This window comes from Sulfitobacter sp. NFXS29 (genome assembly GCF_040148765.1).
GTDB lineage: Bacteria > Pseudomonadota > Alphaproteobacteria > Rhodobacterales > Rhodobacteraceae > Sulfitobacter.
In genome coordinates, this window is record NZ_JAGDED010000027.1 from 1 (window position 1) to 2,005 (window position 2,005).

Consider the following 2,005-nt stretch of genomic DNA (forward strand, 5'->3'; position numbering starts at 1 on the left):
CTCCCCCTAAAGGGGGGGAGGGGGTGGTCACGCGCTCAGTTGGTTCACGCGAGGTGGTGACGCAAACCGACCTGTCTCAGCAGCAAAAACATTCTCAGAAAGGGCATGCGATATGAGCAAGAGCGGCGACCGTAACAACGGCGCGAAAACGGATGAGCGCAATCCGGACGGTACATTTGCCCCCGGCAATCCCGGCAGGCCACGAGGCGCGCGCCACAAGGTCACACAGGCTATTGAGGCGATGCTGGAGGGCCAGCAGGAGGCATTGACCCAAGCAGCCATCGATAAGGCGCTGGAAGGCGATGTGACGGCTCTACGCCTTTGCCTCGACCGCATTGCGCCTGCTCGCAAGGATGCCCCGGTTTCATTCGACCTGCCGAACATCGAAACGGCAGAGGATGCTGCCAAGGCCGGACGGGCCATCCTCAAGGCTATCGCCGATGGCGAGGTGACCCCGCTGGAGGCCGCGTCTGTCATGGCAGTGGTCGAGCAGTTCCGGCGCACTTTGGAAACCACAGAAATTGAACGCCGGATCACGGCATTGGAGACAAGCAAATGACATCTCAGAAGCAACAGAACCGCGTAGCCGAGCTAGAGCGCAAGGACAGCGCGCACGGCGAGAACGTCTACATTTGGCATAGTATCTATCAACCTGCTCGCGAGGGCGAGGGTGAGCCGCATATCGCCTCCGCATTTGGCCGAGGTTGGTCCGCCAGTCGGTTGGAAAACGAAACCGACGAGGAGTTCAAAATCAGGTGTGTCTTGGTTGCCGCAGAGGCGGGTGCCAGCATCGACTTTAGTGAGTAATATAGCCTTATTTTATTGGGGTTTGGTGGCGAATTATGGTAAGATTCAGCAAGCAGTTTTGATCCCCTTAGATGGGTGAGGCAAGGCAGAGAAATGGACGAAAAGAGGTAGGCGAATGGAACAGGCGAGATACAAAAACTTTACTGATATGATCAACGGCGGCGGCGTTGGTGCCGAAGGGCCGTCATTCACTGGAGGGGGCATTCTCAGCACCTTTGGTAACCACATGCGCGCCGAGAGTGATTACCGCCAGCAGTGGGCCGAACAGCAACGGGCGCAGCATATGCAGCAAGTATTGGCGCAACTGCGCGGCGACAGCCAGCCAACCAGCTTTGGACAGATGTTCGGGCAAGGCTTCAGGCCGAGGCATCATTCTCAGACCGGTCGTCCCCGTCTCAGGGACTATAACGGCCTTGGAGATATGTTTGATGGCGGAGGTGCGGGCCGGTCGGGGCAGGCCTTTGCAGGCGGAGGCTTGTTCTCCGTCTTAGGCAACATGGCCGGGGCCAAACCGAAGGGGCAGGCTTGATATGGAAGTTGATTGGCTGCGCTACCAGAACCAAGGCGCAATACGCAATAAGCCCCTATCTGGAGGGCTGCTTGAAGCGCTGGCATTCTTGCCCGACTTGGGCGTGACAATGGAGGTTTTCTCCGGTGGTCAGGCTCCTAAAGGGTCAGGCGGCTCACGCACCGGTTCAACGCGCCACGATCATGGCAACGCTGCCGATGCGTTCTTTTACAAAGACGGGCGCAAACTGGATTGGAGCAATCCGGACGACCAGCCGCTGTTCCAACAAATCGTGAGCCGAGCGAAGGCCAACGGCGTGACGGGGTTCGGCGCGGGCGACGGCTATATGCAGCCGGGTTCTATGCACATCGGCTTTGGCCCGGAAGCCGTATGGGGTGCAGGCGGCAAGGGCACAAACGCACCCGGCTGGCTGCGCGAAGCAGCCCACGGTCAACCGGGGCATATCCACAACCCAAATGAAGACAAAGCCATCGCGAATGACGCCATGGCAGCAATCGGCAAGACACCGAGCGCTTATCCCGCGAGCGGCGGCACCCCCGCTGTCATGGGCGGTGCTGAGCGCGACAACCTTTCGAGGCATATCATGAACGAATACCAACCTGAAAAAGCGTCTGGAATCTTGGGGGCCATGTTCCCCAACATGACAGCGGATCGACAAGACCGCATCGC

At 58.9% G+C, this 2,005-nt stretch carries 4 protein-coding genes; 3 read left to right on the forward strand and 1 reads right to left on the reverse strand.

Translation table 11 applies throughout. The features are described from left to right. Nucleotides 1-112: 112 nt before the first annotated feature. Nucleotides 113-559: a DUF5681 domain-containing protein gene (locus J3456_RS19345; protein WP_349581882.1), complete on the forward strand. Its 447-nt coding sequence runs from the start codon at nucleotides 113-115 to the stop codon at nucleotides 557-559. Continuing rightward, nucleotides 556-807: a hypothetical protein gene (locus J3456_RS19350; protein WP_349581884.1), complete on the forward strand. Its 252-nt coding sequence runs from the start codon at nucleotides 556-558 to the stop codon at nucleotides 805-807. The genes J3456_RS19345 and J3456_RS19350 overlap by 4 nt, the downstream gene beginning before the upstream one ends. 184 nt (nucleotides 808-991) lie before the next feature. Here J3456_RS19350 and J3456_RS19355 read toward each other — a convergent pair whose 3' ends face one another. Beyond that, entirely contained in the window at nucleotides 992-1,180 is a 189-nt protein-coding gene (locus tag J3456_RS19355) for a hypothetical protein (RefSeq protein WP_349581886.1), read from the reverse strand. A 157-nt stretch (nucleotides 1,181-1,337) separates the two neighbouring features. On the opposite strand from J3456_RS19355, the gene J3456_RS19360 reads away from it, so the two are divergent. After that, a partial coding sequence (locus J3456_RS19360; protein WP_349581887.1) for a hypothetical protein occupies nucleotides 1,338-2,005 on the forward strand: 668 nt, incomplete at its 3' end.

Bases quoted from the DNA above. Each gene is read 5' to 3' on its own strand.
- J3456_RS19355 (WP_349581886.1), bottom strand. From the start codon at position 1,180: ATGATGCCTCGGCCTGAAGCCTTGCCCGAACATCTGTCCAAAGCTGGT.
- J3456_RS19350 (WP_349581884.1), top strand. From the start codon at position 556: ATGACATCTCAGAAGCAACAGAACCGCGTAGCCGAGCTAGAGCGCAAG.
- J3456_RS19345 (WP_349581882.1), top strand. From the start codon at position 113: ATGAGCAAGAGCGGCGACCGTAACAACGGCGCGAAAACGGATGAGCGC.